10 protein-coding genes are annotated in these 13,445 nt (G+C 49.1%); 3 read left to right on the forward strand and 7 right to left on the reverse strand.

The window, feature by feature from the left end; genetic code table 11:
* The first annotated feature begins 138 nt into the window (after window positions 1–138).
* Both HOK28_12225 and HOK28_12230 read left to right on the forward strand, forming a co-directional pair.
* Window positions 139–1,347 (forward strand): adenylate/guanylate cyclase domain-containing protein, encoded by a 1,209-nt coding sequence (locus tag HOK28_12225; protein ID MBT6433856.1) that lies wholly within the window; start codon window positions 139–141, stop codon window positions 1,345–1,347.
* A 250-nt stretch (window positions 1,348–1,597) separates the two neighbouring features.
* Window positions 1,598–3,343: a hypothetical protein gene (locus tag HOK28_12230; GenBank protein ID MBT6433857.1), complete on the forward strand. Its 1,746-nt coding sequence runs from the start codon at window positions 1,598–1,600 to the stop codon at window positions 3,341–3,343.
* Window positions 3,344–3,409: 66 nt separating this feature from the next.
* On the opposite strand, the gene HOK28_12235 is transcribed toward HOK28_12230, so the two are convergent.
* Complete coding sequence (locus tag HOK28_12235; protein ID MBT6433858.1) at window positions 3,410–4,369, reverse strand: hypothetical protein; 960 nt, start codon at window positions 4,367–4,369, stop codon at window positions 3,410–3,412.
* Window positions 4,370–4,896: 527 nt separating this feature from the next.
* Here HOK28_12235 and HOK28_12240 point away from each other — a divergent pair.
* Entirely contained in the window at window positions 4,897–6,405 is a 1,509-nt protein-coding gene (locus HOK28_12240) for a hypothetical protein (GenBank protein MBT6433859.1), read from the forward strand.
* Window positions 6,406–6,649: 244 nt separating this feature from the next.
* On the opposite strand, the gene HOK28_12245 is transcribed toward HOK28_12240, so the two are convergent.
* The 6 genes from HOK28_12245 to HOK28_12270 all read right to left on the reverse strand — a co-directional run bounded on the left by HOK28_12245 (window position 6,650) and on the right by HOK28_12270 (window position 13,279).
* Complete coding sequence (locus HOK28_12245; protein MBT6433860.1) at window positions 6,650–7,423, reverse strand: hypothetical protein; 774 nt, start codon at window positions 7,421–7,423, stop codon at window positions 6,650–6,652.
* Window positions 7,424–7,434: 11 nt separating this feature from the next.
* On the reverse strand, window positions 7,435–8,529 hold the full coding sequence (locus HOK28_12250) for a zinc-binding dehydrogenase (GenBank protein MBT6433861.1): 1,095 nt from the start codon (window positions 8,527–8,529) through the stop codon (window positions 7,435–7,437).
* 88 nt (window positions 8,530–8,617) lie between these two features.
* Window positions 8,618–9,520 (reverse strand): hypothetical protein, encoded by a 903-nt coding sequence (locus HOK28_12255; protein ID MBT6433862.1) that lies wholly within the window; start codon window positions 9,518–9,520, stop codon window positions 8,618–8,620.
* 128 nt (window positions 9,521–9,648) lie between these two features.
* On the reverse strand, window positions 9,649–10,578 hold the full coding sequence (locus HOK28_12260; protein ID MBT6433863.1) for a sulfite exporter TauE/SafE family protein: 930 nt from the start codon (window positions 10,576–10,578) through the stop codon (window positions 9,649–9,651).
* A 74-nt stretch (window positions 10,579–10,652) separates the two neighbouring features.
* Window positions 10,653–12,185 (reverse strand): NAD(P)-binding domain-containing protein, encoded by a 1,533-nt coding sequence (locus HOK28_12265; GenBank protein ID MBT6433864.1) that lies wholly within the window; start codon window positions 12,183–12,185, stop codon window positions 10,653–10,655.
* 218 nt (window positions 12,186–12,403) lie between these two features.
* On the reverse strand, window positions 12,404–13,279 hold the full coding sequence (locus HOK28_12270) for an FkbM family methyltransferase (protein MBT6433865.1): 876 nt from the start codon (window positions 13,277–13,279) through the stop codon (window positions 12,404–12,406).
* Window positions 13,280–13,445: the final 166 nt, after the last annotated feature.

The raw sequence follows: 13,445 nt of genomic DNA on the forward strand, positions 1-13,445 counted from the left end.
AAAACCTGCTGAATGGCTCGCTGCCCGACTTGAACATTTACTGATTCTTATGTTCTTATCACCCGAATATGCTAGGTAAGTCCTTCGCCGACCTATCTGATAAGTTACTCTAATGTCAGGTAAAGAATGACAGATCCAATGACAGCAGTGCCAAGTATTCCCACACACCGGCTCAAACAAGCCGGAGCTACCTTGCGTGATTGCCTGGACAAGTCTCGGACTTTAGGATGCCTCGGCCCTTTTGTTTTCGGCGTCGCTCAAGTCCTGGAGTCATTTGGTATTAAGGCAGACCGAGTCAATCTTCCAGCATCAAGGCTCTTCGGGTTTCGCCATCCCATCTACTCATTTGCGAACCTTACTTGGATAAGAGACTCAGAGGTTCAACTTCAGTACTGGCCCCACAGCGACTCACCGCAAGATAAAGCCAGTGTGCCCGACTCTCTGCGCGGCTCTCCCTATTATCCATTGGTCGTTGACCACTGCGACTTTGCTCGATTTGATCTCGAGGCAATCCAACATGAATTCAAGCGTTTAAAACAACTGACCGAAGATGGTTACAAAGACTACATCGCCATGGCTTTGTCTCTTCCCAACAAAACTATCCAACCGATGAGTATCGCCTGTCGTTCTAGGTTCCCTGAAGTCGTTGAAGACGTGCTAACGGTGCTGGAGCCGCTCTTCTCAAGCACGCTCGACGCACTATACCAGGGTTCCGCAGCGGCGCACCTCGCGCAAAGCTACATCGGACGAATTACCGGGCCGAAAGTACTTGCTGGGGAATTTGTTCGCGGCAACACTCAAAAGATTGAAGCGGGAATCTTATTTTGCGACATACGAGGGTTTACGGCCTTAACTGAAAAACTTGGAGCCGAGGGCATCGTCCCCATCGTTAACTCTGTCTTTGATGTCATTGGGCCTTCTGTACAAAAGTTCGGAGGTGAAATTCTAAAATTCATCGGCGATGCCATGCTTATTATTTTCCCCATCGATAAAGACCACAACAGCCAAAACGTCTCTGAGTCGATGGTCGGAACAGTGCAGGAATCCGTATCCGGCGTTGCGGAATTGGGAGAGAACTTAAAGCTACCCTTGGGTATTGGTTTTGGTGGCCATGTGGGAGAAGTACTTTATGGAAATATCGGCACAGAACAACGGCTCGATTTTACAGTGATGGGACCAGCTGTTAATTTAGCCAGCCGCCTTGAAAGCCTTTGCAAAACATTCGGTGCATCAGCTGTATTCTCAGAAAGTATCGCAAATCATACCAGTCAATTAATACAACTCGGTGAAGAGAAAGTTAAGGGTATTGAAGAACCGATAACCGCCTGGGGTATTCGCCGCGATTGATCCGTAGCCCAATCTGCTACTCTTCTCCTACCCATAGCGTGGTGTTTTCGTGCAGGTATCCAACTGGACGACAAGCCTTCAACCTACTCTTTTTAAGGCACTTAAACAGTTTTCCGCTTTTGAATTCTGAGACTATCGTCTCGAATGAACCGTTTGCTATCTAAAAAGTTACCCATGTTGATGAATGGCGGGTCCTACATTTTGCGAGGCTTAGCTAAGTCCGGCGAAAGGCCCGCGAATGGAGCTTCATGTGTCCCCCTCTGCCATATTCCCTACTCGTTATAACATTCCCCACACCTTCCCCGCTCTCTGTCTACTTCTGGTCGCCTGGTGCTTGAGTCCTACTCTCAGCCTCGCCAGCACAGGAGTCAGCGACAACGCACCCGCTCCTTCGTTTTATATTGGATTCGGTGAAGATTGCTGCGGCGAAGACCCTCACCCTGTTCACGGTATCACAACCGCAGACGGTGGCTACGCAGTGGTCGGAAAGTCGATGGATACCTCTGGTAACCAAGATGGGTTTATATTGAAATTCAACGGTGATTCTCTGAGCGGTACATCGTTTATGGAAGCAGAAGACTTTTCCAATTACGGATGGAGTCAAACCATCGGCAGCAATGGCAATATGGATGGTTTCAACAACGTCGTATCAACGAGCTCGGCCCTTTTTGCTTCTGGATTTAAATACGCCAACGGCGCCACCATAGACCGTTACCTCGTTAAATACGACCTCGCAACCGGTTCTAAGATCTGGGAAGCCACCCTCGCCGACCCCAGCAGCGCGCGCGACGGCGCCTACGAAAGCATGCTCATTACCGCGGATGGTGGCATGGTTCTCACCGGCGTGATGAATGCCCAGCCAGGAAGCATTGAAGGCTTTAAGTCCTACGGCAATCCTTCAGATGGGTCTGCATTCCTCGAGTACTTCACCGCTGACCAACTAAGCTCCAACGGCGCTCCCCAGTCTTCTGCTTGGATAACCACTCTGGCCGGCGCCAATTCTGGCAAAGGCGTAAGACAGCTTCCAAACGGAAGCTACATTGTTGCAGCGCTCGATGCTGACGAAGGAGCCGGTCATGTGTTTCAGGTAAGCGCATCGGGTGACGTGCAATGGTCCAATCAATATCCCGACCATGGAGAGATCACGGACGTTGCCATCTTGACTGAAAATGGCAGTGCCCAAGGCATCGTCCTCGTTGGACACTACCACCCAGAACAAGGCGGTATCGATGGGAGCATCACCCGGCTGAGCCTTAGCGGAGATGTGGTCTGGCACAAAGCCGTGGGCAATCCCGTCGGCGGTATCGGAGCGTTCGCTGGTCTCGGTGCCGGAAACCCCACCTTAATCTATGACGAGTGCTGGGGAACTCAAGGAACTCAGGATGGCGGCATGGTCGTAGCCTGCGGTACGGGCATCGAAGGTTGCGGAGAGTACAGTACGGGCTCCGCGATTCACACAGAGTGTATGCAAGATCCCAGACGAACTTGGCGAGCCCTATTGGTTAAGCTTGATAAGAATGGCAACGAAGTCTGGCACCGGGTGGACTCGTTCCTAGAGCCAGGCGAAACAGAAGCGCCTGATTCAGCATCAGAATATGTCTCCCTCCACGACGATGGGGCTGTGGTTTCAATTGTTGATCAAGGATTTGGCATTGGTGTTTTGGTCCTTCAGCCTCAGTCGAGCAATGCTCCTGGCGATGCCTCTGACACCAGCGGCGATAGTGGAACAGGTGGAAATTGTGACGATACCGGAGATAGCACAACTGAAACCGGTGATGAGACCGATGAAAATGATGAAAGTGAAGATAACGGTGATGATGAGAGCGAGGATGACGACGACAAAGAAGACACAGTGGGTGCTTCAAACAACGCGTCTGATTCTGAGACTGAAAGTTCTGGCTGCAGCGCCGCCTCACAACCAACGTATGGATATTCCATCAGCTGGATGTTGCTAACTTTCTTGGCGACGGGCTTATACCGCAGAAGACTGGTTTAACTCGGAGAGAGACTATCGCTAAGACAGTTGCTTGGCGATAATCTCGTTCATCTCACGAGCAGCGCTTTAGTTTCTAGACCAAATCACCCCATCACTTGTTTCAACAACTTCACACTGAGCCGATTGGCTGTCTGGCGTGTGAACAATCGTCAAGTTACACATTTCGTCTGCAGCAGTTGAACCGTAAGCCACGTCGGCTCCCGTATTGTTTCGGAATGTACACTGGTACTCAAAACCTTCTCCCACTTCTAGGCGAATAGGCTCTTCAAACTGGACAATTTTTGGGTCGTGCCAATCTGTGTTGCGGTAAAACACTTCACCTGTATTTTCTCCATCAAACTTTGCAACGGTAAACTCCACACCCAGCTTGTGCGTATGTGATCCGATAAAGAGTACATCAACGGCCTCATTCATCACGCACCGTGTCCACTCAACGGAGTCCTCGCCATCCTTTACATCTAGCGTTTCGTCACGAATTTGTCCGCCCCAGATGCCATCGGTGATTTCATCTTGAGAAATATAATAGCCATTCACGTAAGAATAGATGTCTACGGGTTCTTCAGTTGGGTTCACGTAATGTAATTCGTGAATGACCTTAATTCCCGGCGGAATAGTCGCCACTACACCTTCTGGTAGACTAAAGTTATTATCTCCGCCTTGGTTACCGAAGAAAAGAATCAAGTCGGTCATATTCTCTAAGAGTAACTCCTCACAGTCATAGACTCCATCTTCAAACTGCGGCCCAGTAAACCCCATGGTGCCTAAGGTCATGTGATGCATGCCGGCATTCGATATCGACTCAACGCTGTTGATGTAGGAAAAGTCATCGGACGGTACCGAATAGACAGCGCATTTCCAGACCTCACTGGCTGCAGGCACTGTATACTCAAAGCTAAACTGAATACCTGCATCTTCTGCAGGTATGGGTAGCGTTGGTCTTTCGTCAGTCGTTGCAGAATCACTGCAAGAGGCTAGCAAAAAGAACGTAGCCAGAACGGACATCAGAGTCAGAGAACGAAATATCATAGAAATCTCCTTATTTTTCGAAGGCCCTAACAGTTATATAATGAGGAGATTATGAGCTAAAGTCGATGGTCGCTTGATTTGAACATTCCGACTTATCCTCTGAATCTAGAGGTCGGTGCCCACAAATTTAGGTAATAGCGCTCCGCGCTTAGCTCAAACCGAGGCAACCGACTTCTGCGTAAGTAATTCAAACCTTCGCTATTCCCGGTCTAAACGCCCTCTCGGGACATTCTAAAGCCTCAACTGAGTCCAACTGCTTATGATGTAGGTAAGCCCGGCACATTGTTCACTTTTTCAAGATCACATTGGGCTTAAATTCTACCGCTTAATTCAAATTTTCACCCTGGCCGACTGAAATTTGGGTTGTTAGCCTTCGCAAAAATTCGAAGTCTCTTGACTGCAATGATTCACAGCCTTGCACCAAGATTCGCATAAAAGGATACATCATGAACGAGTCCATCTCTCGCCCATCGAGGTGCGTCTTCTTAAGTATTGCTCTTTGTTTCGCTCTTCTATCGGGCGGTTGTATGAATAGTCGAAATACAACTTCCGGCCTGCCTGTCGAGGAAAACTCCGACGCCGTAGGATGCCACAACTGCTTAGACAATCAGACTTGTGTAGACGATGCGTGCATATGCAGCGAAGGTTTCTCGGACTGCGATGGAATCTTAATCAATGGATGTGAGACCTTGGGTGAATGCAGCTGTAGCATTGGCGATCAGCGAGAATGCTATTACGGTGCCCCAGAAACTGCGGGGGTCGGAGCCTGTGCCAGTGGAATCGAGACCTGTAACGGTAACGAATGGGGGCCATGTGAAGGCCAAACACTGCCCATCTACGAACTCTGTGAACCCGACGGCATCGATCAAGACTGTGATGGTACCATCGACGAAATAGAAGATGCCGATGGTGACGGCTTTACCATGTGTGATGGCGATTGCTGCGATGACCCCATGCAACACTGCGCGGAGAACCCAGCCCTCGTGAATCCGGGTGCCTTTGATGTAGCCGGCAATGAACTGGATGACGATTGTGACGGAGTTATCGACAACGAACCCGCAACAGATTGCAGTGAATCCATGGTTCTTGATGCGGTCACCGGGTCAGATCTCATTATGGCAATGGACCTATGCCAATTCACAGGAGACGACCCTCATAAATGGGGAGTCATTGAGAGTACGACCTCCAACATCTCCGGCACTGCGTCTCCTTTGGAGATACAAACAAGCGTACTGGAGGGCTTTTCAGCGGGCAGCATGCCTACACGGAAAAACTCAACATTGACGGTTCTATCCTCGGGTGATGCCAGAGGCGTTGAGGACCCAGGCTATACCGAAGATATCTCAGACGGCGTCTATGTCGAACAGTCGGGGCCCGAAGACTACCTGCTAGCTCATAACAATGAGCTCGTCACGGCAGACGGATGCGCTGTCCCCAATGCAACCTTCTACGACACAGTCAAAGTGAGTGCGAGAATCCGTGTCCCAACCAATGCAATGGGTTTCCAATTTGAGTTCAGGTTTTTTAGCTATGAATACCCGCAATTTATTTGCACCGAGTTTAATGACTTCTTTCTCGCTATGTTAACCAGCGAGCACAGCGACATACCAGAAGACAAAAATATCTCCTTTGATGCAGCCGGGAACCCTGTTTCGGTTAACAACGCCTTCTTCACAACGTGTGCTCCCATGACTTGCCAGGAGCCAGGTACCGTCTACGATGCTTACAGTGGTTACGGCGACGAAGACGGGGACGGTTGCCCCGGCACACTTACCTGCAACGAAGAAACCGACCTCTGTGAAACATCGCTGGGTGCTTGCCCGGACGGACCTGAAGAACTTCTGACCTTTTCTACAAGGACAGACAACTCTGGGGCGACAAGCTGGCTCACGACCTCGGCACCGGTCGTTCCTGGAGAAGAAATTACCATTGAGTTCCTGATTTGGGATACCGGCGACTCGTCTATGGACTCCCTTGTGCTACTGGATAACTTTCAGTGGCTCTTGGAGCCAACCGAACTGGCAACCAAGAATTAAGATTTCATCTACCTGGCATGAACTTAAGATGGTCTGGGTAGCGCTCGAGCAGTCGTTGCTGAACCGGGAACTCAATGACACACCAACGAAGAAGATTACTTAAGAATGAAAGTTTTCGAGACAGCATCTGATGAATTGTTTGTGAAATTCCAGGATAAATGGACAAGGCGTAAAAACTTAAACTTCAGCTACCATGAACAATCAGCCCCATAAGAAAAACCACAAGAAGTGCCTCAGCTCGAAATCAAAGCCCTGGCTGCGACAGCATCCGCTCAACATCAACTTTGAGAGCATCCGAACTCATGCCTTTGGCGACATCCAAAAAACCCTCTACCGTGCGCTTGTAGTAATCGCTCGCAACATTCCCCATGGCGATGTAGAGCCTCGTTAGGAGTCCATCAGGTACAATAGCCTTGAGTGTTTTATAGCCAAAAGGCTCAGTAGCGTTGTTATAGGACATTAAGGTGCCCGCACCCATTCGGGTAAACATGATCTCACCATTCTCGCGCGCGCCCATCACCTGGGTCTCAAGCGGAATCGTCCAGCGGATGGCATAGCCCGGCCCATCGTTGGTGGGTGTACTGAAAACCTCTTCATCAAGCTGATAGGAATAACAAAGCGCATTGTAGAGCCAAGCAGGCCATGAAGTCTGTGCTCCATGCGACAAAAAGGTAATGGGATTAATACGGTGAAAAACCCGGTGCAGCTTTTCGGTACGATTTACAACTCTCGTCTCCGGCATACCTGGCACAAAACGATACTGACCATCGTAATCATGAAACACTGCCGCAAGCTCTTCCGGCTTCATCGAAGCCTCATAACGAAAAACACTTCCCCAAAGCATGTCATCGTTGATGACCACTTCGGATGCTACCGTCTCACCGCGCATAATGGCTTCTTGCTCAACCTTCGCCAGTCCCTCAAAGCGTCTAAAATCATCGCCAACTGTATGCCAATCTCTCCAGACAGGAGCGATTTCCTTGAGCTCCGGTGGTAATATCTCAGCTCTCTCTTCCATAAGGACCTCTCTTAACTTTCAACATCAGCGGGCACCAACACAAATTTACCTACATGCTTCTTCTCAAGAAACGTTTTTTGAGCTTCGGCGATTTCTTCCAGTGCAAAGGTCTGAGCAATAAGAGGTTTAATTTCACCCCGCTCGATATACCCAACGAGGTTGGGAAATACAGGCTCATCCCAGGCAGTACACCCAATAAGAGTAAGGTCTCTCAAATACATTGTTCTTAAATCGAGGCTCACAATAGGACCGCTGATAGCGCCACTGGTTGCATAGCGGCCGCCGCGCTTCATAGCGTCAATCATATCCGGGAAGCCATCGCCGCCCACATTGTCGATAATCACATCCGCAGAATCTTTGATTTGCAGCATCATCGCTTTCCATTCGGAATCTCCGTGGCGACCAGTAAAAACCTGATCTGCGCCTAATGCTTTTACGCGCTCTGCCTTCGCCTTCCCGCAAATAGCCGTGACCTTAGCCCCCCGCCGCTTGCTAAGCTGTACCACAGCTGAACCTACGCCCCCGGAAGCACCTGGCACCAGTACATGATCTCCCGCTTTCACGCCTGAACGATGAACCATACTCTCGGCTGTACCGTAGGCACATGGAATGGAGCCCAACTCCACGTCACTCCAATCACAATCCACTGGGAAGACTTCAGTGGCCGGTACTTTAACAAATTGTGCAAATGCACCGTCAAAGTCTGACGCCATCCAAATATTATCCATGGAAGCAAACCCATCAGGACCGCGCATGCACGCACGTACCATCACACGTTTGCCCATGAGGCTCTCGTCGATTCCCTCACCGGCGGTCACCACGCGGCCACAACAATCGGTTCCTTGGATAAACGGAAATGGGGTCTTCTCATTCCAGCCACCATCTTCCTTGTGCGTTGGGTCGTCCTCTTCGGTGGCGGCTTGTGAGTCGGTTGCCGATGTAACGGTCTTCGAGTACCAACCCAGTCGAGTGTTGATTTCAGTGTTGTTCACGCCAGCGGCAAGCACCTGAAGCAGTACTTCACCGGGCCCTGGTTTAGGTGTCGGAACTTCTTTGTACTCTAGCTTGTCGTAGCCACCATTTCCCGTGGTTACAACTGCCATCATCTTCTCGGGTATCGACATGGATACGACCTCCTCGCCTCTCGGCAGCTTAACTCTACGAGTCAAGAGATCTCGTGTAAAGGTTGGCCGATCAAGACAGGTCGTCGATGGCCTTAGTGAGTCCCCGTAAGGTCGCCCCCATGCTGTCGGGCGCATCAAACGTGATGTGGTTGGCAGAAAAGGCCAGTGTATCCATCCGTTCGCTGTCCACCAGCGCATCTTGAGGGTTAAAAGGAAGCTCTTCCCATACGTTAGCCCTAACCTCCCGAGATGAGCTGTAGAGCCTTGATATACGCTCAGACAGTTGTGCGACTTTCTCGTCGCTTGGCTCAAACCAAGTCTCGGGCAAATCGGCCAAGGCATCATTATCCAAGTACGGATCGGCGAGCCCACACCAATGCTGTACGTTGTAACCGGGTTGATAAGACTGGATCAGCATATTCGCTCCGCCTGGGTGGCGCTCCAACGTGAAAGTATGTTGATGAACCGTTATATCCCATACTTCATGCTCAATGGCAGGTTTCGATAATGCCGCAAGTACCGACTCTAAATTGACCTCACGTTGTGTCTGGGTACTCGATAAATCCCGAAGTCCGCCCAGTACCATCCCCGCAGTATCACCACAGTTTCGAGTTTTTCGTTTAAGGCTCAGGTCGTTGCGAGCCAGTCGAGAAACAATATTATCGCCGAGATTTCCGAAAGCAGACATGTCGATTCGGCCGACACTCGGTCCAGAAGAAGCCGAAGCCCCTGGCTGAGTCGAAATACCTCCAGGTGTGGGCGCTACCAACTCAGGCTTGGGTGCGGGAGTAGCCAAAATTAAAGCATCAAATTTTGCAGCATCGAAGGTGTGTATTGGTTCTAGATAAGTTCGGATGCGTTGAAGGTCGGCGGTGCTAACATCTTGTTGTGAAGAGATACCAAGAGACTTCCCGGCTTCCTGAACAACCTGTTCGGATAAATTTAAATGAGATGCCAACGCTTCGATTTTCATAGTGCCCTCTTAGATTTTCGGTAAACACCGCAACAATCATTCTGAAAGAGAATCGACCAGAGTACAAGTGTTCGAACCAGACCGACTTGGAGAGTTGCCATTTTTTAAGCAAATCCAAGAATTGTAACTTAACCGAGCCTTCCTATCGTTTTGTGAAATGTCCCGCTGAAAAGCATGAAGCCCACACCGAAAGTCGCCATGGTGAGCAAGAGAGAATATTCACTCTGTGGCACAATGAGGATAGCTCCAATAAACTGAACACATATGGTTGTACAAAGTAAGCCGGCCACGAATTTGTAAGAGCGAGTAGCAATAAAGCGTGCACCCAGAGGCGCACCAACCACAACAATAGGAATTGAAACCAGCCAGTAATTCCAGGTAATCGTCTCAACAGGCTGACTGTCCATAAGGCGCATTGTAATACCGACGAGAGCATTTCCAGCCATCAAAACCACAGAGGTCGGCGTAGCAATACGAATGTCCACCCGATGTTCAAGGACTAAATAAGAGAACACCACGATATCTATGCCTGAACCAGTGATGCCCGTTACAGTTCCGCCGACCAATCCCAAAATAACCAATTGGCGCTTCACTGTGCGCGGATCTCCCCGCAACTCCTGTTTAAAGCTCTTGGTACTAAATAAGTGCCTGTAGGCGACCACCACACCAAAACTGAGCCAAAGAGAGACGAAGAACATCTTCGTATAGACGGGACTCATGTGCGGCGCGATAAAGTAAAGTCCTACGAAAAGCCCCGGCACCCCACCAAGTGTAGCGAAAATTAATGCCGTTTTCTCTATCTGGATCCGTGAAGAGAAAATCGTCAAAGCCGCAGCCGACATTCCCACTGATTGAATGGCTAACGAAAAGTCTCTAGCTATTGCCGGATCGATATCGAAGAAAATGGTGAGTACCGGAAACGCTACCGCACCCCCGCCCTCGCTGGTTGCACCTGCAATAAATGAGGCCAGAGTCATCGTTAAAGAAATAAAAGCGTAATCACCGAAAAGATGAAAAGCATCCATCGCGAGCATACTTGCCGTCCAGGCAACCCACACACACAAGCCCATCTTCACCGACGGGTGACGAAGAAACTGTTTTATGATGTGTTGGTTCAGAACTCGCCTCGATATTACTCAGTGCTCTTCGCAGTCAATTGATTCGCCGACTGGCTCGCGTCCGGCAAAACACAGTGTATTTTTTCTTCCGGCATCCACCAAATCAAAGGGAAAAATACCCAAGGCATAAAAGCAGGACTGCTCTCAACAAGCTTCACGTTTTCCTCAGTCGGAAAATAGCGAAGAGTTGAAAATGGAGTCAGTAGCATTTTTGCCGACCGGTAACTTTTCTTGGTCCTTAGACGCCGGCCAATTGTTTCACAGTACGGATACATATCTGTAGGGTAAACGGCATCCGTATTAATCATAGGATACTTGCGTTTTTGGCTTGCTCGGTCGCGTTCCCAATCTGCGAGAGTGGGCCTAGATATTTTACCCATTATGATATCGCAAATCCACCGTGCCTGCAGCTCACATATTGTGGGAATATTACCAATAACAGGCCGTGCAAAACCTCCCAGAAAAACAGACGGGTCGGATTTATGAACGACTGCATATACGAAATCAGCAACTTTGATATCATCACCTAAGTAATCCATATCCGACAAATAGCCGATGCCATTCACCAAATAGTCAGGTCGTATTTCGGTGGTCTCATCTCGAGCAATGCGCTTGAGAGTTACGCTGGAGTCCGTGTAATCAATGACTGGCCCCCAAACTTCTACGTTATGCGGGTTCTTTAAAAAGTCGTCATTCTTGGTATGAAAAACATTGTAGAGTTCGTCTTTTGCATTACTCAAAAGCTCGAGTTCAATCTCGCGCCTCTTCTTCTCATCTGTGGTGTGCCAAATCTTTTCTTCTGGAATCGTCAGCTTTTGAATATTGGTGTAGAATGTCTTTACGAAGCGAACAAACTTGCCACCAATAAAGTTTCGCCAAGTTTCTTTTATTCTTAGCAGTAACTCATTTCGCATATAATCGGATGGCACACCTCGAATTGGATGCATGCGAGGCGACAGACGAATCCCCGATTTTAGCGAAAAAACAATCTTGTTGTCTTTGGAATAGCGCGCCGCCACATCAACCGCGGACTCTCCTCCTCCCACAATCAAAATGGTCTTACCTTCAAGCGCTTCAGTCTTAGACTCCAGCTCAGTAAAGTTCGCCATATAATCCATTTGTCTCTTCGGTCGGTTAGCCAACCCCGAACAGAGAATGAGGTAATTGTAATCTTGAGCCTCGCCATCATTCACCGCGACCGACCAACCATTATCGGTACGAACGCATCGCGTGACTTCCGAATTCAAATTGATACGGTCACCGATACCCAACTCCTCCACAAAGGTCGTAAGGTATTCGCCATATTCTTGGCCATGAAAGAAACCGTCATCAGTAGTGAACTTAACAAATGTCGCAAACTGAGTAGCGAACTTAGTACTTGTCGAGGTGAATTCGCTATCCTGCCAAGCCCAAGCGCCACCGAAACGGCCGGACTTCTCATAAAGCACCACATCCCACTCGGACATATCCAAATCACGAACAAATGTAGCAAGATTTATCAAACCTGCAGGACCTGCGCCTATGATGCATATTCGTTTTTTCGACATAATAATATAAAGCTAGCTTACATTGCCGGGGCGGTTCAACTTCCCCATGATTCTATCAATATCTAGAATGCTTCCATCTACCCGGCTTGGTCAATATTCCCTAACGATAATCGTAGAAACTGTCCTCTAAGAGTTCAAATCGACATCGAAAACAGTCAATATTTTAGTAGGTTAATAGAGATGTTAACCACCAATAAGACGGGTTGTACCCATCTGGTTCAGCTCTTGGCGATGATGTCCTTCAGGGTCTGGCCGAGAAACGCAGGCGACTTTTGGCAAAGCATCGGATCATCCACCATGGCATCAAGCAACGTCTTCAGGTTTTCTCCGGTCACAGGCTCTGAATCCTCTAACGTCCGCGCCACCGCATCGCGGAGAAATCGTATCTGGGCAAATTGCCGAAAGGGCACATATTCATCGAACACACTCAACGGGCGCGATAACTCCTCCACCAAACCTGACTCTTCTTGCTTTACGTAGTACCGATTGAGCCCATCGAAGACGGCAAAAACATATCCAGCCTTGAGTATAATCTGCTCCCACAACTGGTACTCCCCTATTGTCGACCGGGGGTGGGTTGATTCGATGACCAGTACCGTCGGGCGAAATTTCCCCCAGTCATTTCCAGACAACACTTCTTTTTCGTGGCCTTCTACATCCACTTTTAAAAAATCGATTCTGGATATGTTTTGCTCAGTCAGGACGGTCGCAAGTGTTTTCACTTCAATGGGTCGCTCTTCAAGAACTCCACCTGATTGGCGTATCTCAGCCGCTACCGTTGGGTTCATCGTGGAAAGAGGCAAATGCTTTCGACACTCATAGAAGGTTTCGTGTCCGTCTTCACTTGAAATGGCCGTGTTTAGATTGATATCACGGGGGCGCACACTTTGGAGACGCTCAAACATAGCACGCGTGGGCTCCAGGTTGATGCCTGTCCAACCGCGCTCGTAGAACGCATAGGTGACTGAATCAATAATCGGATGGCAAGCACCAACGTCGACATAAATTCCTGATGTGTCTTTAAGAACTCGACTTAAGAGAACATCTTCTGAGTTTTGTGCGTAAGATAACACGGCACCCTCTACTTGGCTCATCGACCAGTCAGCTCCGGGGCGTTCATACGATCCCGTCGGTTGCATTGGCATAGACGTATTATCTAGCCGTCCTCCCTATACGATATATTTTTTTCAGGGTCGCCACTAGCTTGAAAGGTAGAAAAGTAGTTCATAAATCAGCCGGTCGTTAGGGCTGGCTTTCCTT

Source organism: Deltaproteobacteria bacterium, assembly GCA_018668695.1.
GTDB lineage: Bacteria > Myxococcota > XYA12-FULL-58-9 > XYA12-FULL-58-9 > JABJBS01 > JABJBS01.

Excerpts from the sequence above, each read along its gene's own strand:
- HOK28_12225 (MBT6433856.1), top strand. The coding sequence starts at position 139 with ATGACAGCAGTGCCAAGTATTCCCACACACCGGCTCAAACAAGCCGGA.
- HOK28_12235 (MBT6433858.1), bottom strand. The coding sequence starts at position 4,369 with ATGATATTTCGTTCTCTGACTCTGATGTCCGTTCTGGCTACGTTCTTT.
- HOK28_12240 (MBT6433859.1), top strand. The coding sequence starts at position 4,897 with ATGAATAGTCGAAATACAACTTCCGGCCTGCCTGTCGAGGAAAACTCC.
- HOK28_12245 (MBT6433860.1), bottom strand. The coding sequence starts at position 7,423 with ATGGAAGAGAGAGCTGAGATATTACCACCGGAGCTCAAGGAAATCGCT.
- HOK28_12250 (MBT6433861.1), bottom strand. The coding sequence starts at position 8,529 with ATGATGGCAGTTGTAACCACGGGAAATGGTGGCTACGACAAGCTAGAG.
- HOK28_12255 (MBT6433862.1), bottom strand. The coding sequence starts at position 9,520 with ATGAAAATCGAAGCGTTGGCATCTCATTTAAATTTATCCGAACAGGTT.
- HOK28_12265 (MBT6433864.1), bottom strand. The coding sequence starts at position 12,185 with ATGTCGAAAAAACGAATATGCATCATAGGCGCAGGTCCTGCAGGTTTG.
- HOK28_12270 (MBT6433865.1), bottom strand. The coding sequence starts at position 13,279 with ATGAGCCAAGTAGAGGGTGCCGTGTTATCTTACGCACAAAACTCAGAA.